General features: G+C 69.8%; 22 protein-coding genes, 1 tRNA gene and 1 riboswitch. Of the genes, 9 read left to right on the top strand and 14 right to left on the bottom strand.

The window, feature by feature from the left end:
* Nucleotides 1-2: 2 nt before the first annotated feature.
* The 4 genes from AC3IYI_RS14895 to AC3IYI_RS14910 all read right to left on the bottom strand — a co-directional run bounded on the left by AC3IYI_RS14895 (nt 3) and on the right by AC3IYI_RS14910 (nt 3,561).
* Nucleotides 3-725 (bottom strand): DUF1707 SHOCT-like domain-containing protein, encoded by a 723-nt coding sequence (locus AC3IYI_RS14895; protein WP_489410640.1) that lies wholly within the window; start codon nt 723-725, stop codon nt 3-5.
* Between the two features lie 91 nt (nt 726-816).
* Nucleotides 817-1,794, bottom strand: coding sequence for an ABC transporter ATP-binding protein (locus AC3IYI_RS14900; protein ID WP_489410641.1), 978 nt, complete (start codon nt 1,792-1,794; stop codon nt 817-819).
* 2 nt (nt 1,795-1,796) lie between these two features.
* The gene (locus tag AC3IYI_RS14905) at nt 1,797-2,564 is read right to left on the bottom strand and encodes an ABC transporter permease (RefSeq protein ID WP_489411536.1); all 768 of its coding nucleotides are present in this window, start codon (nt 2,562-2,564) and stop codon (nt 1,797-1,799) included.
* 172 nt (nt 2,565-2,736) lie between these two features.
* Entirely contained in the window at nt 2,737-3,561 is an 825-nt protein-coding gene (locus AC3IYI_RS14910) for an ABC transporter permease (RefSeq protein ID WP_489410642.1), read from the bottom strand.
* A 214-nt stretch (nt 3,562-3,775) separates the two neighbouring features.
* Between AC3IYI_RS14910 and AC3IYI_RS14915 the strand changes: the two genes are divergently transcribed.
* A complete protein-coding gene (locus tag AC3IYI_RS14915) occupies nt 3,776-6,247 on the top strand; it encodes a transglycosylase domain-containing protein (RefSeq protein WP_489410643.1) in 2,472 nt (823 codons plus the stop codon).
* A 15-nt stretch (nt 6,248-6,262) separates the two neighbouring features.
* On the opposite strand, the gene AC3IYI_RS14920 is transcribed toward AC3IYI_RS14915, so the two are convergent.
* The 3 genes from AC3IYI_RS14920 to AC3IYI_RS14930 form a co-directional block, all read right to left on the bottom strand.
* A complete protein-coding gene (locus AC3IYI_RS14920; protein ID WP_030026576.1) occupies nt 6,263-6,583 on the bottom strand; it encodes a DMT family transporter in 321 nt (106 codons plus the stop codon).
* A gap of 31 nt (nt 6,584-6,614) precedes the next feature.
* Nucleotides 6,615-6,708: riboswitch (guanidine-III (ykkC-III) riboswitch) on the bottom strand.
* Nucleotides 6,709-6,765: 57 nt separating this feature from the next.
* On the bottom strand, nt 6,766-7,107 hold the full coding sequence (locus tag AC3IYI_RS14925) for a GroES family chaperonin (RefSeq protein WP_250741151.1): 342 nt from the start codon (nt 7,105-7,107) through the stop codon (nt 6,766-6,768).
* 46 nt (nt 7,108-7,153) lie between these two features.
* Complete coding sequence (locus AC3IYI_RS14930) at nt 7,154-7,450, bottom strand: DUF3618 domain-containing protein (RefSeq protein WP_489410644.1); 297 nt, start codon at nt 7,448-7,450, stop codon at nt 7,154-7,156.
* A 138-nt stretch (nt 7,451-7,588) separates the two neighbouring features.
* Between AC3IYI_RS14930 and bcp the strand changes: the two genes are divergently transcribed.
* From bcp to AC3IYI_RS14950, 4 genes are all read left to right on the top strand, one after another.
* The gene (bcp, locus tag AC3IYI_RS14935; RefSeq protein WP_422522673.1) at nt 7,589-8,056 is read left to right on the top strand and encodes a thioredoxin-dependent thiol peroxidase; all 468 of its coding nucleotides are present in this window, start codon (nt 7,589-7,591) and stop codon (nt 8,054-8,056) included.
* Nucleotides 8,057-8,199: 143 nt separating this feature from the next.
* A complete protein-coding gene (locus tag AC3IYI_RS14940) occupies nt 8,200-8,823 on the top strand; it encodes an HNH endonuclease family protein (RefSeq protein WP_489410645.1) in 624 nt (207 codons plus the stop codon).
* Nucleotides 8,820-9,689, top strand: a complete 870-nt coding sequence (locus AC3IYI_RS14945) for an HNH endonuclease (protein WP_489410646.1) — start codon at nt 8,820-8,822, stop codon at nt 9,687-9,689. Before AC3IYI_RS14940 ends, AC3IYI_RS14945 begins: the two co-directional genes overlap by 4 nt.
* A 12-nt stretch (nt 9,690-9,701) precedes the next feature.
* A tRNA-Leu gene (locus AC3IYI_RS14950) sits at nt 9,702-9,777 on the top strand.
* 55 nt (nt 9,778-9,832) lie between these two features.
* Here the strand turns inward: AC3IYI_RS14950 and rdgB are convergent.
* The 4 genes from rdgB to AC3IYI_RS14970 all read right to left on the bottom strand — a co-directional run bounded on the left by rdgB (nt 9,833) and on the right by AC3IYI_RS14970 (nt 12,290).
* Nucleotides 9,833-10,477, bottom strand: a complete 645-nt coding sequence (rdgB, locus tag AC3IYI_RS14955) for an RdgB/HAM1 family non-canonical purine NTP pyrophosphatase (RefSeq protein WP_489410647.1) — start codon at nt 10,475-10,477, stop codon at nt 9,833-9,835.
* 40 nt (nt 10,478-10,517) lie between these two features.
* Complete coding sequence (locus tag AC3IYI_RS14960; RefSeq protein WP_489410648.1) at nt 10,518-10,904, bottom strand: hypothetical protein; 387 nt, start codon at nt 10,902-10,904, stop codon at nt 10,518-10,520.
* A gap of 146 nt (nt 10,905-11,050) precedes the next feature.
* Entirely contained in the window at nt 11,051-11,782 is a 732-nt protein-coding gene (rph, locus tag AC3IYI_RS14965) for a ribonuclease PH (RefSeq protein ID WP_250741140.1), read from the bottom strand.
* Between the two features lie 154 nt (nt 11,783-11,936).
* On the bottom strand, nt 11,937-12,290 hold the full coding sequence (locus AC3IYI_RS14970; protein ID WP_489410649.1) for a PTS sugar transporter subunit IIB: 354 nt from the start codon (nt 12,288-12,290) through the stop codon (nt 11,937-11,939).
* Between the two features lie 165 nt (nt 12,291-12,455).
* Here AC3IYI_RS14970 and AC3IYI_RS14975 point away from each other — a divergent pair, with 165 nt between their 5' ends.
* The gene (locus AC3IYI_RS14975) at nt 12,456-13,757 is read left to right on the top strand and encodes a PTS transporter subunit EIIC (RefSeq protein WP_489410650.1); all 1,302 of its coding nucleotides are present in this window, start codon (nt 12,456-12,458) and stop codon (nt 13,755-13,757) included.
* 428 nt (nt 13,758-14,185) lie between these two features.
* Nucleotides 14,186-15,451, top strand: a complete 1,266-nt coding sequence (locus tag AC3IYI_RS14980) for a PTS transporter subunit EIIC (protein WP_489410651.1) — start codon at nt 14,186-14,188, stop codon at nt 15,449-15,451.
* Between the two features lie 82 nt (nt 15,452-15,533).
* On the opposite strand, the gene AC3IYI_RS14985 is transcribed toward AC3IYI_RS14980, so the two are convergent.
* A complete protein-coding gene (locus tag AC3IYI_RS14985) occupies nt 15,534-16,286 on the bottom strand; it encodes an MBL fold metallo-hydrolase (protein WP_489410652.1) in 753 nt (250 codons plus the stop codon).
* A gap of 238 nt (nt 16,287-16,524) precedes the next feature.
* Here AC3IYI_RS14985 and AC3IYI_RS14990 point away from each other — a divergent pair, with 238 nt between their 5' ends.
* Nucleotides 16,525-16,953, top strand: coding sequence for a hypothetical protein (locus tag AC3IYI_RS14990; protein WP_489410653.1), 429 nt, complete (start codon nt 16,525-16,527; stop codon nt 16,951-16,953).
* Nucleotides 16,954-16,997: 44 nt separating this feature from the next.
* Nucleotides 16,998-17,285, top strand: coding sequence for a DUF488 domain-containing protein (locus tag AC3IYI_RS14995; protein WP_489410654.1), 288 nt, complete (start codon nt 16,998-17,000; stop codon nt 17,283-17,285).
* 421 nt (nt 17,286-17,706) lie between these two features.
* Here the strand turns inward: AC3IYI_RS14995 and AC3IYI_RS15000 are convergent, their stop codons facing one another.
* On the bottom strand, nt 17,707-18,657 hold the full coding sequence (locus tag AC3IYI_RS15000) for a PLP-dependent cysteine synthase family protein (RefSeq protein ID WP_489410655.1): 951 nt from the start codon (nt 18,655-18,657) through the stop codon (nt 17,707-17,709).
* Complete coding sequence (locus AC3IYI_RS15005) at nt 18,657-18,944, bottom strand: MoaD/ThiS family protein (RefSeq protein ID WP_243337269.1); 288 nt, start codon at nt 18,942-18,944, stop codon at nt 18,657-18,659. The genes AC3IYI_RS15000 and AC3IYI_RS15005 overlap by 1 nt, the downstream gene beginning before the upstream one ends.
* Between the last annotated feature and the right edge of the window lie 52 nt (nt 18,945-18,996).

Here is an 18,996-nt window from a genome sequence, read left to right on the forward strand (position 1 = left end):
CCCTACAGCTCCTTGCGCGGCTTCCGCTTCGAGACCGCCCGCTGCTTCGGCGGTTTCACCTTCACCTCGACCCCGCCCCAGAAGGCGAGGCCCGTCACGACCACCCGCGGAGCCCCCGGCTCCACCGGGCCGGGGCTGTCGCGCTGGTCGAAGCCGCCCATCACGCCGATGCCGCGTACGTCGACCTCGATGCCCGGCGGCACGGTGATCTGGATGCCGCCCATGATGGCGACGCAGTTGATCACCACCTCCCGCTCCGCGAAGTTCGCCTCGCGCAGGTCGATCTCACCGCCGCCCCAGAACGCCACCGCGTGGAACCGGGCGGGCACGGTCCAGTTGCCCTTGCGCTGGAAACCCGACATGACCGCCACGGCCATGGCCGGGCCGCCCGCCGCCCCGCCGCCGCCCACGATCCGGGCCGGCCAGTCGGCCTCCGATCCCGTCGCCGCCGCCTTCGTCAGCCCGACCGGAGCCACCGGGGCGGCCGCGATCGGGGCCGTCGCGCCGACCGCGGGCAGATCTCGCGTCAGCGGTTCCAGCTCCGCGTACGTCCGGGACCGGTAGGCCGCGTCCAGCCGCTCCTCGAACTCCTCCATGTCGAGCCGGCCCTCGGCGACGGCGTCCCGCAGCCGGTCCACCACCCGCTCCCGGTCGGCGTCCGACGCCCTCAGTTCCGGCAGCACGTTCTTCTCAGGCAAGGGCTTCTCGGGCCGCTCGTCACTCATGCGGACCAGCCTAAGCAGTAGCCCCGAGGAGTTGTACGGCTTCGACCCCGCTCCTGCTCAGGGTTGTCCCTGATTTATCCCCGCCCCCGCTTCACCCCCGCCCCGCGTACATCCGCGCGATCACGTCCTCGATGTCCGGCTCCCGCACCGACAGGTCCAGCAGCGGATACTCCGCCGCCACCGCCGCCACCAGCGGAGCCGCCGAAGCGCGCGCCGGGAACGCCAGCCACTGCCGCGCACCCTCCACCTTCACCACCCGCGCCCCCGCCACCTCGATCGGCGGGAGCTCGCGCTCCAGGTCCACCACCAGCGTCCGCTCGCTCGCCGCCGCACCGTCCGCGCCGCCCGCCGTGTGCAGCCCGCCCAGCGAGCCGTCGTACACCAGCCGCCCGTGGTCGATCACCATCACCCGCTCGCACAGCTGCTCGATGTCCTGGAGGTCGTGCGTGGTCAGCAGCACCGTGGTGCCGAGCTCCTCGTTCAGCTGCCGCAGGAAGCCCCGTACGCTCGCCTTGCTCACCACGTCCAGCCCGATCGTCGGCTCGTCCAGGTACAGCACGTCGGGGTCGTGCAACAGCGCCGCCGCGATGTCCCCGCGCATCCGCTGCCCCAGCGACAGCTGCCGTACGGGTACGTCGAGCAGCTCGGCGAGGTCGAGCCGGTCCACGCAGCGCTCCATGTTCTGCGCGAACCGCGCAGGCGGGATCCGGTACATCCGCCGCATCAGCGCGTACGAGTCCTTCAGCGGCAGGTCCCACCACAGCGTCGTGCGCTGCCCGAACACCACGCCGATCCGGTGCGCGAGGCGCATCCGCTCCCGCGCCGGGTCGATGCCGGCGACCCGCAGCCGGCCGCCGCTCGGGGTCAGGATGCCGGTCAGCATCTTGATGGTGGTCGACTTGCCGGCGCCGTTGGGGCCGATGTAGCCGACCATCTCGCCCCGAGCCACCTCGAAGCTGATCCCGTTCACGGCTCTGACCTGCCGTTTCTCCCGGCGCACCAGGCCCACCCGGCGCCGTACGTCGAAGACCTTCTCGACCTCGTGCAATGAAACGAGTGCATCCGACACGGCTAGCTCCCCGTACTGCGGTACGAACGGACCCCCGCGCGCCAGGCCAGCGACGCGGGGAGGAACACCACGAAGGCCACCAGCGGGCTCGCGTACGCCACCCACCCCGGCAGCCCCAGCGGATCGGGCCGGCCCAGCACGTACAGGGCGGGCAGCCAGTTGACGAAGGCGAGCGGCACGATGAAGGTCACCCCGCGCAGCAGGTCCTTCGCGAAGATGGTCGGCGGGTACTGGAGCATGGTGCAGCCGCCGTAGGTGAAGCTGTTCTGCACCTCCGCGGCGTCCCCGGCGAGGAACTGGAAGGCCGCCCCGGCCACCATCACCGCGCCGAAGATCGCCGCCCCGGCCGTGATCATCACGGGCACCATCAGCACCTTCCCGACGGTCCAGTGCAGCTGGTCCAGCTCCGAGACGGCCCACCCCAGCACGGCGAGCCCCTGCACGATCCGACCCAGCCGGCGCAGCGCGAACCGGTCGGCCGCCACCTGGGCGAGCACCGGGACCGGGCGCACCAGCATGGTGTCGAGGGAGCCGTCGCGGATCCGGGTGCCGATCCGGTCGGTGTTGCCGAGCAGCAGGTCGGCCAGGCCCAGAGAGGCCGAGCAGGACCCGTACAGCAGGGCGATCTCGGGCAGCGTGAAGCCGCCCAGCTCATCCACGTGCGAGAACATGATCGTGATCGCGACGAAATCGAGGAGCGTGATGGCCGCGTTGCCGAAGGTCGAGAGGAAGAAGGACGTGCGGTACGTCATCGTCGACCGGATCCACATCGCGGCGATCAGCCCGTAGCCGCGCAGCCCTTCCAGGACGCGGCTGCGCCGCGGGACGAGGAGCCCGGGCTCCACCGCCCTTTCAGCCAACGCAGTCCCCCGGGCCGCTCCCCCGGGCGCTCCGCCGGCCGCGCCTCCGGCCGCTCCCCCGGCCCCGCCCTCCACCACCCGCTCAGCCACCCTGAACCACCACCTTCCGCGTCGCCGCCGACTGCACCAGCCGCCCCAGCCCGAGCAGCACCACCGCCCACGCGGCCTGGAAGCCCAGCGCCCCCGCCGTACCCGCGGCCCCCGCGACGCCCCCACCCCGGCCGAGCAGCACGTCCACCGGCACCTGGAGCATCGCCGCCCAGGGCAGGACGCGGACGAACTCCCCGAAAGCGCCCGGGAACACGGTCAGCGGCAGCAGCATCCCGGAGAAGAAGATGGAGACGACCGTGGCCATCAGGTTGATCCCCGCCCCGTCCATCAGCCAGAAGGCCGCCAGCCCCAGCAGGTAGCGCAGCGCGAAGCTCACCACCAGCCCGAGGAACACGGAGACCAGGAAGAGCAGCCAGCGCAGCGGGGCGGTGGGCAGCGCCAGTTGGAAGGCGAGCCCGCCGACGACCAGCGGTACTACGCCGCGGCCCAGGAGTTGAAACCCCGCCCGGCCCAAGTCACCCGCGAGCCACCACGCCTGGAGATCGGCCGGACGGTACAGGTCGACGGCGATGTCACCCGTACGGACGCGCTCTTGGAACTCCTCCTGGAAGCCGCCGCCGATCAGCGCCCCGGCGGCGAGCAGCGCCTGACTGACCCACATGAACGTGAGGGCCTCGGACTGGTCGTAGCCCCCGAGCCCGGGCCGCTCGTCCCAGAGCGCGATGTACGTATAGGCCAGGATGAAGCCGAACACGGTGTTGGTGAACACCCCGGCCGCGGTGGCCGTCCCGTAGGTGGCGTACCTGCGAAACCCCCCGGCGGCGACCGCCCCGTAGAGCCCTGCTCGCCCGGCCATCGGCTGGCGCACCCCATCCCCTCCGTTTCCCGAATCGTTGCTGCGTCGTTCCGTTGCTGCGTCGTTCCTACGTCGGCCAAAGCGCGCGAGCTTAGTGCGGAGGGGCGATCCACGCGAACGAATTACGCCCGTCCGGAGCGGAACCGGCGGCCATCGGGTAGACAGCATGAGGTACAGATGTGGATATTTCGTACGGCGCCGAGGAGTCCCGGAGATGAGCGACCCGTCACCACCGCCCGGCTGGACGCCTCGCGATCCCGACACCCCCGACGGGCAGCAGGCCACCGGCGCCGGCGCGGCCCCGCAACCCGGAACCCCACCCACGGCCAAGGATGCGAAGAAGGCGGACAAGGCGGAGAAGCAGCGGGCGAAGGCGGCCAAGAAGGCCAATCGCAAGCGCACCGGCTGGCGCCGCCTCCTCCCGACCTGGCGCATGGTCCTGGGCGCCCTCCTCCTGCTCGCCCTGCTCATCGGCGGCGCCCTCGTGGCCGGCTACCTGCTGGTCCACATCCCGCCCGCCAACGCGGCCGCCACGGCGCAGTCCAACGTCTACCTCTACACCGACGGCACCCAGCTCGCCCGCGACGGCGAGGTCAACCGCGTCAACGTGCCGCTCTCCCAGATCCCCCGGAGCGTCCAGGAAGCCGTACTGGCCGCCGAGGACCGCGACTTCCACTCCGAACGGGCGGTGGACCCCGCGGCGATGCTGCGCGCCGCCTGGAACACCGCGACCGGCAAGGGCACCCAGTCCGGATCGACCATCACCCAGCAGTACGTCAAGAACTACTACCTGGGCCAAGAACAAACGATCAAGCGGAAGGTGAAGGAGTTCTTCATCGCGATCAAGCTCGGTCGTGAGAAGTCGAAGAACTACATCCTCGAGGGGTACCTGAACACCAGCTACTTCGGCCGCAACGCCTACGGCATCCAGGCCGCCGCCCAGGCCTACTACGGCAAGGACGTCGGCAAACTTAACCCCGCCGAGGGCGCTTACCTCGCCACCCTCCTCAACTCCCCCAGCGCCTTCGACGTGGTCGCCCACCCCCAGGGCCGCGGCCGCGCCCTCGCCCGCTGGAACTACGTGCTCGACGGCATGGTCAAGAAGGGCTGGATGACGCCCGCCGAACGCGCGGCCACCCAGTTCCCCGAGCCCGGCAAGATCCGCCCGGCCGCCGGCCTCTCCGGACAGCGCGGATACCTCGTCGAGGCCGTCAAGGACTACATCGCCGAGAACAAGATCCTCGACGACAAGACCCTCGCCGAGGGCGGCTACCGCATCACCACCACCATCGACAAGACCCGCCAGACCGCCATGGTCGACGCCGTCAACGACAAGATGGTCAGCAAGCTCGACCCCGCGAAGAACAAGGCGGACCGCAACGTCCGCACCGGAGCCGTCTCCATCGACCCGGCCACCGGCAAGGTCGTCGCCCTGTACGGCGGCATCGACTACACCAAGCAGTACGTCAACAACGCCACCCGGCACGACTACCAAGTGGCCTCCACCTTCAAGCCGTTCGTCTTCGCCTCCGCCGTCCAGAACGGCTCGCACACCCAGGACGGCCGCACGATCACCCCGTACACGATCTACAACGGCGACAACAAGCGGCCCGTCGTCGGCAGCCGCATCCCCTACAACCCCGAGAACGAGGGACAGCTCAGCTACGGCAACATCACCGTCAACACCGCCACCGACCTCTCCGTCAACTCCGTCTTCGCCCAGATGGTCGTCGACGTCGGCACCGACAAGGTCAAGCAGACCGCCATCGCCCTCGGCATCCCCGCGAACACCCCGAACTTCGACCCGGGACCGGCCATGGCGCTGGGCACCATGCAGGCCAGCGTCCTGGACATGACCCAGGCCTACGCGACCCTGGCCGACCACGGCCGCCGCACCCCGTACACCTTCGTCGAGAAGATCACCAAGGAGGGGGACACCGTCCCCCTCCCGAAGCGCGACCCGGCCCAGGCCGTCAGCCGCGAAGCCGCCGACACCACCACGTCCATGCTGGTCAGCGTCGTGGACAACGGCACCGGTACGGCCGCCCTGGCCGCCGGCCACCCGGCCGCCGGCAAGACGGGGACCGGCGAACTGGACCGCTCGGCCTGGTTCGCGGCGTACACCCCGGACCTGGTCACGGTCGTCTCGATGATGGGCCAGGACCCGGACACCGGCGCCCTGGAATCCCTCTACGGAGCCCTGGGCGAGGCCCGCATCGGGGGCGGCGGCTACCCGGCCCGGATCTGGGCCCAATACACGAAGACGGCTCTGACCGACAGCGACCCCGTCGACTTCGACCTGGAACTCATGCCGGGCGCCAACCAGCCCCCGCCGCCCCCGACCGTGAACCCGGACCCGACCCCCTCCCCGGAGGAAACCCCGGGCGACCGCCCCTCGAACCGGCCGGGCCGCCCGACGCGGAGCCCGTCGACGAACGGAGGCCAAACGAACGGAGGCCAAACGAACGGCGGGCAGACGAACGGGGGCCAGACGAACGGGGGTCAGAACACGGGAGGCCAAACCACCGGCGGTGACACCACAGGCGGCCAGACCGACGGAGGCCAGAACACCGGCGGCCAGACCGACGGCGGCGCCACGACCGGCACCACGACCGGCACCACGACGGGCACACAGGGCGGCGGCGCCACCGAGGGCCTACGCCCACCGGCGGACCTACTGGAGTAGGACGACACCCCGGTCTCAGTGACCGGAGGTCGCCTTCAGCCCCACCACGGCGACCAGCAGCAGACAGATGAAGAAGATCCGGGCGGCGGTGACGGGCTCACCCAGCACCGCCATACCGAGCACCGCCGCCCCGGCCGCGCCGATACCGACCCACACACCGTAGGCCGTACCGATCGGCAGGGTCTTGGCCGCGTACGACAGCAGCACCATGCTCGCCACGATGCCGGCACCCGTGAACACGCTCGGCCACAGCCGCGTGAACCCTTCGGTGAACTTCATACCGATCGACCAGCCGACTTCGAGCAGACCGGCGAGAAGAAGCAGAACCCAGGCCATGACAGGCACCTCCGGAACGAGAGCGGAACGGGGTGCGTCGTCTTGTCATGCAGCCACTGGCCACTGGCCAAGGGCGACCCGGTACGGCGCGTCTCGTCGGGGGTTCCCCACCACCGTAGCAAAACAGAACGAAAAGGGCCGGTGACGATGGTCACCGGCCCTTTCCCCGCTCTCTGCGGGGGCTAGAGATAAAGCCCCGTCGAGTCTTCCGACCCCAGCCGCTCGGCGGCCACGGCGTGCAGGTCCCGCTCCCGCATCAGCAGGTACGTCGCCCCGCGCACCTCCACCTCGGCCCGCTCCTCGGGGTCGTACAGCACCCGGTCCCCCGGCTCGACCGTCCGTACGTTCTGCCCGACCGCGACCACCTCGGCCCAGGCCAGCCGCTTGCCGACCGCGGCCGTCGCAGGAATCAGGATGCCGCCGCCCGAGCGGCGCTCACCCTCCGGCGAATCGGATTTCACGAGCACGCGGTCGTGCAGCATGCGGATGGGCAGCTTGTCGTGGGTGGTGGTGTTCTCGCTCACGCCCCGAACCTACCCGCCCACACCCGCCCCGCACCCCGCAGGGTCATCAGCGCTTGCGTCGCGCCGCCGACACGACCACCAGACCCACGACTCCGACCGCGAGCAGCGCGACCGGCACGATCCGCTCGACGCGCGGCGTGCCGTCGTAGTGACGCAGCCCGTCGCGGGCGTCGGTGACGAGGCGGTTCACCGTCGCCACCGCACGGCCGACGACGTGGTCGACGTTGCTGACCACCTTCGCCTTGGCGTCCCCGACGATCGTCTTGGGGTGCAGGCGCACCCCGATCTCGTCGAGCGTCTCGGCGAGCTGCTCGCGGCGGCGGACGATGTCCGCCTCGATCATTGCGGGGGTCCTGGCTTCCGGCACCGCGCTGCCTCCGTCGTCATGGTCGGTCCCATGGCGGGTGTAGCCCGCCATGAACAGTCAGTCAGCAGCTTAGTCTCGACACCGTACCGATCCCCTCCCGAGGAGCCTCCTGACATGAGCGAGCGACTTGAGCCGGGCGACATCGCCCCCGCCTTCACCCTGCCCGACGCGGACGGCAACGAGATCTCGCTCGCCGACCACAAGGGCCGCAAGGTGATCGTGTACTTCTACCCGACCGCCCTGACGCCGGGCTGCACCAAGCAGGCCTGCGACTTCACGGACAACCTGGCCGTCCTGGCCACGGCCGGCTACGACGTCATCGGCGTCTCCCCGGACAAGCCGGAGAAGCTGGCGAAGTTCCGCGAGCAGGAGCACCTGAAGGTCACCCTGGTCAGCGACCCCTCCAAGGAGGTCCTGACGGCGTACGGGGCGTTCGGCGAGAAGAAGCTGTACGGCAAGACCGTCACCGGAGTCATCCGCTCCACGGTGATCGTCGACGAGGAGGGCAAGGTCGAACGCGCCCTGTACAACGTCAAGGCCACGGGCCACGTAGCCAAGATCATCAAGGACCTGGGCATCTGACCCCGCCCCCTCCTTCCGGAACGGCCCGCACCCCACAAACGGTGCGGGCCGTTCCGTTTATCGGACGGAATCGGCCGTAACTGTCCGACTATCGGTCCGTTACTCCATGCGAGGGCCGCACACGCGGCCGATAGGGGGAAGTGATGGCGGTCCGATACACGCGAGAGCTACTGGAAGCAGCGGCCCGCGAGACAAGCAACTGGGACGACGCAGTCCGATGGTGCGGCGGCACGCCGAGCAGTGGCAGCAGGCGCTATCTGCGGACGAAGATGCGGGAAGCGGAAATCGACTGTTCTCACTTCCCCACGAAATGGGCACGGCACACGGAGGAGCTGCTCCGGGAGCTGGTGGCCGAGTCCACATCCATCTCGGAGGTGGTCAGCCGGCTCGGCATCAGCAACGTCGGCGGCAACCAGACACGCATCTCGCGGCGGATCGCGGCTCTCGGCATCGACACATCGCACTTCGTCGCCACCCGGAGGCGCCCCAAGGGTTCTCTCGGACCGGCGCTCTCGCTGAGGGATCCGCAGGACGGCCGGGTCCCTGGGCAGCGCTTGCGACGAGAGCTGCTGAAGGTCGGCGTTCCCGAGGAATGCGCCGAGTGCGGCGTCGGCACGGTGTGGAACGGCAAACCGCTCCGACACGAGGTCGATCACATCAATGGCGAGTGGTGGGACAACCGGCAGGAGAACCTTCGGATCCTCTGCCCCAACTGCCATGCAGCTACGGACACATACCGGGGCCGCAAGGCGAGGAGGGCTGCATGAGCGAGGTCAGGTACACGCGTGACCTGCTGAGCCGAACCGCGCCACTGGCCACCAGTCTGGTCGACTTCATGAGACTCCTGGACACCCCGCTGCTGGCCGGCCCTCGCCAATATCTGCGCGACAGGCTGGCTCACTACGGCATCGATACGTCCCACTTCGCCGACGAACCACTCCCTGAACGAGTCCGGCAGCGCTACACGGAGGAGCGGCTCCGCGAAGCGGCCGCCCACTCGGACAGCATCGCGGGAATGCTCGCTTACATGGGCGTCGAACCGTACAACAGCGCCCAAGTCCACATCGCCAAGCTCCTCGAACGGTTCGGGATAGAAACGTCGCACTTCCCCCGCCGAGGTACTCCCTCGTCGCGCCGCCTCTTCGTCCGTGAGGAGATCACACCGGCGGTCGCCGACTCGAAGAGCATGGCGGGGGTCATGCGCGCACTCGGCCACCACCCCTTCGACGGTGCCGCACGCGCCAAGGCCAGGCGGAGCATCGAGGAATACGAGCTGTCCACAGACCACTTCACGGGCCAGGGCCACACCATCGGCCGCCCCTCACCTGCACGCTTGTCGTCGCCAGAGATCCTGAGGCGACTTGAAGTCGGCTCCTCTCGCACCAAGACGGCGACGCTGCGCCGGGCCCTCGACGATCTCGGAGTGCCGCACGCATGCACGGAGTGCGGCGTCGGGGACGTCTGGCGCGGCCGGAGGCTTGTCCTGGAGATCGACCACGTGAACGGTGACTGGCTGGACAACCGCCGGGAGAACCTCCGCTATTTGTGCCCCTCCTGCCACAGCCAGACTCCGACCTTTGCCAAGCGATCAAGGACGGCCATCCCATCGCAACGAACTGCCATCGACCAGTAAGGTAGGCGCAACGGGCCCGTATCCCAGCTGGTAAAGAGGATGCCGGTTTAGATCCGGTATGTCGTGGGTTCGAGTCCCACCGGGCCCACAGCAACGGCCGGTGTCCATCCTGATGGACACCGGCCGTCGGTATGTCGGCGGCGTCAGCCCAGCAGCTCCCGTACCACCGGGACCAGGGCTCGGAAGGCCTGGCCTCGGTGGGAGATGGCGTTCTTTTCTGCCGGGGTGAGTTCCGCGCAGGTGCGGGACTCGCCCAGGGGCTGGAGGATCGGGTCGTAGCCGAAGCCGCCCGTGCCGGCCGGGGCGTGGCGCAGGGTGCCCAGGAGGCGGCCTTCGACCACGCGTTCCGTGCCGTCCGGGAGGGCGAGGGCGGCCGCGCAGAAGAAGTGGGCGCCTCGGTGGGCGTCGTCGATGTCGCCGAGCTGGGACAACAGCAGCGCCAGGTTGGCGGCGTCGTCGCCGTGGGCGCCGGCCCAGCGGGCCGAGAAGATGCCCGGGGCGCCGTTCAGTACGTCGACGCAGAGGCCCGAGTCGTCGGCGACGGCCGGCAGGCCGGTGGCCTGGGCGAGGGCGTGGGCCTTGAGGAGGGCGTTCTCGGCGAAGGTGACGCCGGTTTCCTTGACGTCCGGGATCTCCGGGTACGCGTCCGCGCCGACCAGCTCGTGCGGCAGGCCGGCGGCGGACAGGATGGCGCGGAGTTCGGTGACCTTGCCCGCGTTGCGCGTGGCGAGGATCAGGCGGCTGGGAGAGCTGGCGGAGGGCGTCGTCGGCGTCGTCGTCGAGGTCATGACGTCATTATCCCGGGCCTGGCTCGGGCCCCGGCCGGGGTCAGCCCGGGGTGCAGACCTTCGAGATTTCCTTCGCCGCGTCCGCGACCGGGGTGACGTCGGGGGCCGTGGTGCCGCTCTCGATGGAGGTGCGGACGTTCTGGACGGCCGTGTTCATCGAGGAAATGGCCTTGCTCAGGTCGGCGTTGTCCGTCTGGTCGCCGACCTTCTTGAGGTTCTCCTCGATCGCGTTGAGCGCGTTCTGGGCGTCCTGCGGGCTGTTGCCGGCCTGCGAGACGGCCTGCTGGAGGTCGTTGGCGCCGTCCGTGATGGCGACCGCCGTGCTCGCGCAGTCCATCGCCGTCGAGATGGCGTCGCAGGAGGTGATCGCGGGTATGGCGAGCGCTGCCGTCAGGGCGACGGCTGCCAGGCGGTACTTCGGCTTCACTTCGGCCCCCAGGAGGATGTGGATCAGAGGATGTGGATGCAGAACGTTCGGATGCGCGGATACGTGGACGGGCGCACGGCTTCGACGCCGTGCACCCGTACAACGAGAGACGCGCGGACGGGCCGCGCGGTTGCCGCAGCCGGCGCTTAGAGCGTGAGCTCCAGGGCGCCGAGCTGGAGGGCCTCCAGGTCGGCGCAGCCGCCGGCGGCCAGGTCGAGGAGGGCGTTGAGTTCCTTGCGGTCGAAGGGCTCGCCCTCGGCCGTGCCCTGGACCTCGACGAAGCGGCCGTCGCCGGTGCAGACCACGTTCATGTCGGTCTCGGCGCGCACGTCTTCCTCGTAGCAGAGGTCGAGGAGCGGCACGCCGTCGACGATGCCCACGCTGACGGCGGCGACGGTGCCGGTCAGGGGCTTGCGGCCGGCCTTGATGAGCTTCTTGCCCTGGCCCCAGGAGATGGCGTCGGCGAGGGCCACGTAGGCGCCGGTGATGGCCGCGGTGCGGGTGCCGCCGTCGGCCTGGAGGACGTCGCAGTCCAGGACGATGGTGTTCTCGCCGAGGGCCTTGTAGTCGATGACGGCGCGCAGCGAGCGGCCGATCAGGCGGGAGATCTCGTGGGTGCGGCCGCCGATCTTGCCGCGTACGGATTCGCGGTCGCCGCGGGTGTTCGTGGCGCGGGGCAGCATCGAGTACTCGGAGGTGACCCAGCCTTCGCCGCTGCCCTTGCGCCAGCGCGGGACGCCTTCGCTGAAGGAGGCGGTGCAGAAGACCTTGGTGTCTCCGAAGGAGACGAGGACGGAGCCCTCTGCGTGCTTGCTCCATCCGCGTTCGATGGTGACCGGGCGGAGCTGTTCGGGCGTACGGCCGTCGATGCGAGACATGGCACCGAGCCTATCCGGTGCGGGCGCAGGCCCGTGTCGCTGCGAGAAGACCCCGTCCGGGTGCGTCCGGTCGGGGTCCTGTCGTACGTACGGGTGCGCGTGCGGGTATGCGTACTTGTACGTACGGGCGCGCGTGTGAGCCGGTGGGCTCAGCTCACATCATGTCTTCGATGTCGGCGGCGATCGGGTCGGCGTCGGTGCCGATGACGACCTGGATCGCGGTGCCCATCTTGACGACGCCGTGGGCGCCGGCGGCCTTGAGCGCGGCCTCGTCGACCTTGCTCGGGTCGATGACTTCGGTGCGCAGGCGGGTGATGCAGCCCTCGACCTCTTCGATGTTCTCGATGCCGCCGAGCCCGGCGACGATCTTCTCAGCCTTGGTGGCCATGTGTTTCTCCCTGAGTTCTACGAAGAACGAGTCCGACTGACATCCGGCGTCCGGCGTCGAGACGCCTGCCGCCTGACCGACCGACCAACCAGGGCGGTCCGTTTCGTCACGGTAGCCCACGATTGGCCCAGTTACACGGGCACATGCCCGGTATCTGTCGAATGATGACGATCAGCACCAACCTGCCCTCAGGACAGGTGAAATGCGACCGCAACACAAGTGGTCTACACCAGTGTGCCGCAAGTGTCGCGACTGCCAAAAACGGGCCGGTCAGGGAGGACGCGGATGAGCGCGAGCAGCGCCGCAGCAGTGCCACAGCAGAAGTGGTGGAACGGCTTGTTCCAAGGGCTGCAGAAGATGGGCCGGAGCCTGCAACTGCCGATCGCTGTACTGCCGGCGGCCGGCATCCTGAACCGGCTGGGCCAGGACGACGTGTTCGGCAAGGACGGCCTGGGCTGGACGAACGTCGCCAGGGTCATGGCCGCCGCGGGCGGCGCCCTGCTCAACGCGGACCTCGGCCTGCCGCTGCTCTTCTGTGTCGGCGTCGCGATCGGCATGGCCAAGAAGGCGGACGGCTCGACCGCGCTCGCGGCGGTGGTCGGCTTCCTCGTCTACCGCAGCGTGCTGCGCGCCTTCCCCCAGCCCTGCCCGACGGGGACGAAGGACATCGGGGGCGGCTGCCTGGGGCCCGACCAGACCCTCGCCGAGTACACGTTCCAGAACCCGGGGGTGTTCGGCGGCATCATCATGGGCCTGCTGGCCGCCTGGTTCTGGCAGCGCTACCACCGGGTCAAGCTGGTGGACTGGCTGGGCTTCTTCAACGGCCGCCGCCTGGTCCCGATCATCATGACCTTCGTGGCGATCGCCTTCGCCGTGCTCTGCCTGTGGATCTGGCCGCCGATCGGCGACGCGCTGGAGAGCTTCTCGGACTGGCTGGTGGGCCTGGGCTCGGTGGGCGCCGGCATCTTCGGCATCGCGAACCGCGCACTGCTGGTGATCGGCCTGCACCAGTTCCTGAACGTGCCGGTGTGGTTCCAGTTCGGCAGCTACACCAAGCCGGGCGGCCAGACCGTGCACGGTGACATCCCGATGTTCCTGGCGGGGGACCCGAACGCCGGACAGTTCCTCACCGGCTTCTTCCCGATCATGATGTTCGCCCTGCCGGCGGCGGCGCTGGCCATCACGCACTGCGCGAAGCCTGCCCGGCGCAAGGAGGTCGGCGGTCTGATGCTGTCGGTCGGCCTGACCTCCTTCGTCACCGGCATCACGGAGCCGCTGGAGTACTCGTTCCTCTTCCTGGCGCCGATGCTGTACGCGGTCCACGCGGTGCTGACCGGTGTGTCGATGGCGGTGACCTGGGCCTTCGGGGCCAAGGACGGCTTCAGCTTCTCGGCAGGCCTGATCGACTACGTCATCAACTGGAGCCTGGCGACGAAGCCCTGGCTGATCGTTCCGATCGGCCTCTGCTTCGCGGTCATCTATTACGGCATCTTCCGCTTCGCGATCACCAAGTGGGACATCAAGACGCCCGGCCGGGAGTCCGACGAGGAGATCGCGGTGATGCAGGCGGAGAACACCAAGGCGTGAGCCGCGCAGGGACTTCCGACCCGTGCGAGCCGCGGGCGGGAAGGGGCCCGAAGCGCCTCTGAACCGCGCCGAAGGCCCTGCTCGGACCCGCCGAAGGGCCCTGCCGGACCCCGCCGACGGCCCCCTTCCGGGGCCCGTCGAACGTCCTCCCGCTTGGCGCCATAAGCCCTGGTCAGGGCAGATGAATACGAGACGAAGGCCTCCGGACCCACAGGGTCCGGAGGCCTTTGCCGTGTATGCCCCAGTGTGTCTTCCACCACTGAATTGGTGGGTTCCTTACGCGGACCTCACCGTGCTACAACTGGTCTACACCACTGAGTGGTGTAGACCACGTAGGCCTTTCGGCCCGGGGTCCTCCCCTTTCCTGAGACGCCGCCACCCCCCTTTGCCATGTCCCCAGGCAGCGTCTTGTCCACTGGAGGAAGTTGATGAGTACGGCCACCGCCGCTCCCGCCAAGAAGCGGGGCTCCGGCCTGATCCAGGGTCTGCAAAAGGTCGGCCGCAGCCTTCAGCTGCCGATCGCCGTCCTGCCGGCCGCGGGTATCCTCCTGCGCCTCGGCCAGCCCGACGTTTTCGGCAAGGACGGCCTCGGCTGGGGCAAGGTCGCCACGGTGTTCGCCACCGCCGGTGACGCCGTCTTCGCAAACCTGCCGCTGCTGTTCTGCATCGGTGTCGCGATCGGCTTCGCCAAGAAGGCGGACGGCTCCACCGCCCTCGCCGCGCTGGTCGGGTTCCTGGTCTACAAGAACGTCCTCACCGCCTTCCCGGTGACCGAGACGATCGTCAACACCACCGAGAACAAGGGTGTGGACGTCGCCGCGACGTACAACAACCCCGGCGTCCTCGGCGGCATCATCATGGGTCTGCTCGCCGCGGTCCTGTGGCAGCGCTTCCACCGCACCAAGCTGGTGGACTGGCTCGGCTTCTTCAACGGCCGCCGCCTGGTCCCGATCATCATGGCCTTCGTCGGCGTCCTCGTCGGTGTCTTCTTCGGCCTGGCCTGGGAGCCGATCGGCGAGCTCATCGCCAACTTCGGCGAGTGGATGACCGGCCTCGGCTCCATCGGTGCGGGCCTCTTCGGCCTCATCAACCGCGCGCTGATCCCGATCGGCATGCACCAGTTCGTCAACACCGTCGCCTGGTTCCAGATCGGTGACTTCACCGACGCCGCCGGCGCGGTCGTGCACGGTGACCTGAACCGCTTCTGGGCCGGTGACGCGAGCGCCGGACAGTTCATGACCGGCTTCTTCCCGATCATGATGTTCGGTCTGCCGGCCGCCGCCCTGGCCATCGCCCACAGCGCCCGTCCGGAGCGCCGCAAGGCGGTCACCGGCATGATGGTCTCGCTCGCCCTCACCTCGTTCGTCACGGGTGTCACCGAGCCGATCGAGTTCTCCTTCATGTTCATCGCCCCGGTCCTGTACGCCATCCACGCGGTCCTGACCGCCGTGTCCATGGCCGTCACCTGGGCGCTCGGGGTGCACGCCGGATTCACCTTCTCCGCCGGCCTGATCGACCTCGGCCTCGGCTGGAACAAGGCGACCTCGCCCTGGATGATCCTTCCGATCGGCCTGGTCTTCGCGGCGGTCTACTACTTCGGCTTCCGCTTCGCGATCACCAAGTTCAACCTTCCGACGCCGGGCCGCGAGTCCGACGAGGAGCTCGCCGAGATGGAGAAGGCCGAGGCCAAGTAGGTCTCCCGCCCCACACCACGAGAAAGCCCCCGCTCTCCCGGAAGGGAGAGCGGGGGCTTCTTCGTGTGCCGGGTTCCGGGCCTCAGACCTCGTACACCGCGCCCGTGTACGCCAGCTCCGCCGGGCCGTCGTAGACCGCGCGGGCGTCGGCCAGGTTGCGTTCGGCGTCCGTCCACGGCGGGATGTGGGTCAGGACGAGCCGGCCGGCGCGGCCGGCCGCGGCGAACTCTCCGGCCTCGCGCCCGTTGAGGTGGAGGTCCGGGATGTCCTCCTTGCCGTGCGTGAAGGAGGCCTCGCACAGGAACAGGTCGGTGTCCTCGGCGAGCAAGCCCAGTTCGGGGCAGACGCCGGTGTCGCCGGAGTACGTCAGCGAGCGGCCGCCGTGCTCGACGCGGATCCCGTAGGACTCGACGGGGTGGCAGACCTTCTCGGTGCGGACCTGGAACGGGCCGATGTCGAAGGTGCCGGACTTCAGGGTCCGGAAGTCGAAGACCTCGCTCATGGAACGCTCGTCGGGGACGTCCTCGTAGGCGGTGGACAGCCGCTTCTCCGTGCCCTCGGGGCCGTAGACGGGAATGGTGCCGCAGCGGCCGCCCTCGTGGCGGTAGAAGCGGGCGACGAAGTACGCGCACATGTCGATGCAGTGATCGGCGTGCAGGTGGCTGAGGAAGATCGCGTCGAGATCGTAGAGCCCGATGTGCCGCTGGAGCTCGCCGAGGGAGCCGTTGCCCATGTCGAGGAGCAGCCGGAAGCCGTCGGCCTCGACGAGGTAGCTCGAACAGGCCGATTCCGCGGACGGGAACGAGCCCGAACAGCCGACGACGGTGAGCTTCATGGAGCGTGAACCTCCGTGGACGGTCCGTGGACGGAATGCGGGCCGTGCGTGGGTCGAGCGTAAGGCGCGAAACGTCCGGTCGCTCCTCCGCGGCGGGCCGTTGTGGGGCGAATCACCTGAGCTGTCACCCGGGGGAGCGACGGGGTGGACTCGCGTTGCCGTTCGGCGTGCCGCTGCCGTGCTGCTGCCGTGCTGCTGCTGCCATGCCGGGGGCGCCGGGCGGGGCTACGGTCGGAGTATGGACACGTCGTGGTGGCCGGCGGTCGCCGCGGTGGTGGTCGTGATCCTGCTGGTGCTCCTCCCCCGGCGGGCGCGGCGGGTGGGGCGGGCCGCGGATCCGCCGCACGGACCGGGACCGCTGCCGCGGCCGGAGGCCGGAGAGCTGTGGTCCCTGGAGGACGGGCGGCCCGTCCTGGTGCTGGGCGTACGGGGGCACCGGGCGCGGATCGCGCGGATCACCGGGAAGTACGACGACCGGCGGGCCGGGGTGATCCCGCTGCCGCCGGGGGTGGTGGGGGCGCGGGGCGCGTTCCTGGAGGCGGACCGGGTGGTGGAGGTGTCGGTATGGGAGTTCGCGAGGGCGCGGCCGCTGGGGACGGTGGATCCGGCGGTGTGGGACGAGGTGAAGGGGCTCGGGGGGCTCGGGGGACCCGGGTCGTCCGGCTGAAGCGGGTCTACGATCCCCCGGAGCCGGGGCTGGACGGGGTCCGGGTGCTCGTGGACCGGCTGTGGCCGCGGGGGCTGTCGAAGGAGGCGGCGGGGGTCGACGAGTGGGCGAAGGCGGTTGCCCCGTCGGGGGAGCTGCGGAAGTGGTTCCACGGGGGTGGGTCGGTGGCGGAGTTCCGGGAGCGGTATGCGGTGGAGCTTCGCTCGGAGGAGGCGGAGGCGGAGCTGGCGCGGCTGCGGGCCGTGGCTGCGGCCGGGCCGGTCACCCTGCTGACTGCCGTCAAGGATCCGGGGAGCAGTCACGCGGGCGTGCTGGCCTCGCTCTTGGCCTGACCCCCGTCTGGGCTGCTCGCCGGGGCGCGGCCGCGGGGGTGGCCCGGCCCGCCTGCGGGTGCCCGCCGGGGTGCCGCTTCGCGGGGCTGTCCCCTACCCGCCCTTCCGCCGTTCCCCGGGCTCCGCCCGGACCCCGGTCCTCAAACGCCGGACGGGCTGGAAGGGTTACCGGGCTGCGCCCGGACCCCCCTGGGGCTCCGCCCCAGACCCCGCGCCTCAAACGCCGGCGAGGCTGGATTTGACCGACGTCAGCCTGCACGTGAACGCCAACGGTCCGGAAAATTCAGCCCCTCCGGCGTTTGAGGAGCGGGGGTCCGGGGGCTGGTCCCCGGAAGCGGCGCCGCGGCCGGGGCTCCGTGCCGCGCAGCGGCGCCCCGGGGCGGTCGGGCCGCTGGGATCGTGTCGCCTCCGTCGCCGGGGGCTACGCCCAGAGTTGGCCCTGGAGGACTTCGATGGCTTCTTCGGTGGTGGCCGCCGTGTAGACGCCCGTGGAGAGGTACTTCCAGCCGCCGTCGGCCACGACGAAGACGATGTCGGCCGGTTCGCCCGCCGCCACGGCCTTGCGGCCGACGCCGATCGCCGCGTGCAGGGCCGCGCCGGTGGAGACGCCCGCGAAGATGCCCTCCTGCTGGAGGAGCTCCCGGGTGCGGGTGACCGCGTCCGCCGAGCCCACCGAGAAGCGGGTCGTCAGGACCGACGCGTCGTACAGCTCGGGGACGAAGCCCTCGTCGAGGTTGCGCAGCCCGTAGACGAGGTCGTCGTAGCGCGGTTCCGCCGCGACGATCTTGACGCCGGGGACGTGCTCGCGCAGGTAGCGGCCCACGCCCATGAGGGTTCCGGTGGTGCCCAGGCCCGCCACGAAGTGGGTGATCGAGGGGAGGTCCGTGAGGATCTCCGGGCCGGTCGTGGCGTAGTGGGCGCCCGCGTTGTCGGGGTTGCCGTACTGGTAGAGCATCACCCAGGAGGGGTTCTGCGCGGCCAGTTCCTTCGCGACGCGGACGGCCGTGTTCGAGCCGCCCGCCGCCGGCGACGGGATGATCTCGGCTCCCCACATGGCCAGCAGGTCGCGCCGCTCCTGAGAGGTGTTCTCCGGCATGACGCACACGATCTTGTAGCCCTTGAGCTTCGCGGCCATCGCGAGGGAGATGCCCGTGTTGCCCGAGGTGGGCTCCAGGATCGTGCAGCCGGGGTACAGCCGGCCGTCCTTCTCGGCCTGCTCGACCATGTGGAGCGCGGGGCGGTCCTTGATCGAGCCGGTCGGGTTGCGGTCCTCCAGCTTCGCCCAGATGCGGACGTCGTCCGAGGGCGAGAGCCGGGGCAGGCGTACCAGCGGCGTGTTGCCGACCGCGGCCAGGGGGGAGTCGTAGCGCATTACTTCGATCCGCCGGCTACGGCCGGGAGGATGGTGACGTTGTCGCCGTCCTTGAGCGCGGTGGAGATGCCGTCGAGGAAGCGGACGTCCTCGTCGTTGAGGTAGACGTTGACGAAGCGGCGCAGCTCGCCGCCCTTGGCCTCGTCGATGATGCGCTCCTGGATGCCCTTGTGGCGGGTCTCCAGGTCGGTGAAGAGGTCGGCCAGCGTGGCGCCCTCACCCGTGACGGCCTTCTCGCCGTTGGTGTAGGTGCGGAGGATGGTGGGGATGCGGACCTCGATGGCCATGGCGGGCTCCAGTCAGGATGGTGAAGGGAAGGCGGGGATGCGGAGCGGGCGT

It is taken from the genome of Streptomyces sp. GL_148, from assembly GCF_057834205.1.

Bases quoted from the DNA above. Each gene is read 5' to 3' on its own strand.
- AC3IYI_RS14940 (WP_489410645.1), top strand. From the start codon at position 8,200: ATGGCGGTCCGATACACGCGAGAGCTACTGGAAGCAGCGGCCCGCGAG.
- AC3IYI_RS14905 (WP_489411536.1), bottom strand. From the start codon at position 2,564: ATGTGGATCCGGTCGACGATGACGTACCGCACGTCCTTCTTCCTCTCG.
- AC3IYI_RS14985 (WP_489410652.1), bottom strand. From the start codon at position 16,286: ATGAAGCTCACCGTCGTCGGCTGTTCGGGCTCGTTCCCGTCCGCGGAA.
- AC3IYI_RS14895 (WP_489410640.1), bottom strand. From the start codon at position 725: ATGAGTGACGAGCGGCCCGAGAAGCCCTTGCCTGAGAAGAACGTGCTG.
- AC3IYI_RS14990 (WP_489410653.1), top strand. From the start codon at position 16,525: ATGGACACGTCGTGGTGGCCGGCGGTCGCCGCGGTGGTGGTCGTGATC.
- AC3IYI_RS14980 (WP_489410651.1), top strand. From the start codon at position 14,186: ATGAGTACGGCCACCGCCGCTCCCGCCAAGAAGCGGGGCTCCGGCCTG.
- AC3IYI_RS14920 (WP_030026576.1), bottom strand. From the start codon at position 6,583: ATGGCCTGGGTTCTGCTTCTTCTCGCCGGTCTGCTCGAAGTCGGCTGG.
- AC3IYI_RS15005 (WP_243337269.1), bottom strand. From the start codon at position 18,944: ATGGCCATCGAGGTCCGCATCCCCACCATCCTCCGCACCTACACCAAC.
- bcp (WP_422522673.1), top strand. From the start codon at position 7,589: ATGAGCGAGCGACTTGAGCCGGGCGACATCGCCCCCGCCTTCACCCTG.
- AC3IYI_RS15000 (WP_489410655.1), bottom strand. From the start codon at position 18,657: ATGCGCTACGACTCCCCCCTGGCCGCGGTCGGCAACACGCCGCTGGTA.
- rdgB (WP_489410647.1), bottom strand. From the start codon at position 10,477: ATGACCTCGACGACGACGCCGACGACGCCCTCCGCCAGCTCTCCCAGC.
- AC3IYI_RS14915 (WP_489410643.1), top strand. From the start codon at position 3,776: ATGAGCGACCCGTCACCACCGCCCGGCTGGACGCCTCGCGATCCCGAC.
- AC3IYI_RS14910 (WP_489410642.1), bottom strand. From the start codon at position 3,561: ATGGCCGGGCGAGCAGGGCTCTACGGGGCGGTCGCCGCCGGGGGGTTT.
- AC3IYI_RS14945 (WP_489410646.1), top strand. From the start codon at position 8,820: ATGAGCGAGGTCAGGTACACGCGTGACCTGCTGAGCCGAACCGCGCCA.
- rph (WP_250741140.1), bottom strand. From the start codon at position 11,782: ATGTCTCGCATCGACGGCCGTACGCCCGAACAGCTCCGCCCGGTCACC.
- AC3IYI_RS14930 (WP_489410644.1), bottom strand. From the start codon at position 7,450: ATGATCGAGGCGGACATCGTCCGCCGCCGCGAGCAGCTCGCCGAGACG.
- AC3IYI_RS14975 (WP_489410650.1), top strand. From the start codon at position 12,456: ATGAGCGCGAGCAGCGCCGCAGCAGTGCCACAGCAGAAGTGGTGGAAC.